At 63.0% G+C, this 635-nt stretch carries 1 protein-coding gene; it reads left to right on the forward strand.

Going from position 1 to position 635, the window contains the following annotated elements; translation table 11 throughout:
- Window positions 1-635: AMP-binding protein (locus tag JSY17_RS25520; protein WP_206403389.1), on the forward strand; the 635-nt coding region annotated here is incomplete at both ends.

Raw genomic sequence — 635 nt, forward strand, 5'->3', positions numbered from 1 at the left:
TTCCATGCCTTGCTGGTGCAGGAACAGGTCACGGTGTTGAACCAGACACCGTCGGCGTTCAAGCAGTTGATGCGGGTCGCCTGCGACAGCGAACAAACGCTGGCTCTGCGTTCGGTGATTTTCGGTGGCGAGGCGCTGGACGTGACGAGCCTTGCTCCATGGTTCGAGCGCTTTGGCGACCAGAGTCCGCAGTTGATCAATATGTACGGCATCACCGAAACCACGGTGCATGTCACTTACCGGCCGATCACCCAGGCCGACACCCTGAGTGCCGCCAGCCCGATTGGCGAGGCGATTGCCGATCTGTCCTGGTACGTGCTGGATGCAGATTTCAACCCGGTGGCCCTGGGGTGCAGCGGCGAACTGCATATCGGCCATGCCGGTTTGGCGCGGGGCTATCACAACCGTGCAGCGCTGACTGCCGAGCGCTTTGTGCCGGACCCGTTCTCCCAGGACGGCGGTCGCCTGTACCGCACCGGCGATCTGGCCCGTTACCGCGCCGAAGGCGTGATCGAGTACGCCGGACGTATCGACCATCAGGTGAAGATCCGCGGCTTCCGCATCGAGCTGGGTGAAATCGAGGCACGCCTGCAGGCCCAGGCCAGTGTTCGGGAAGTGATCGTGCTGGCGCTGGA

The sequence above is a fragment of the Pseudomonas capsici genome (assembly GCF_017165765.1).
Taxonomy (GTDB): Bacteria; Pseudomonadota; Gammaproteobacteria; order Pseudomonadales; family Pseudomonadaceae; genus Aquipseudomonas; species Aquipseudomonas capsici.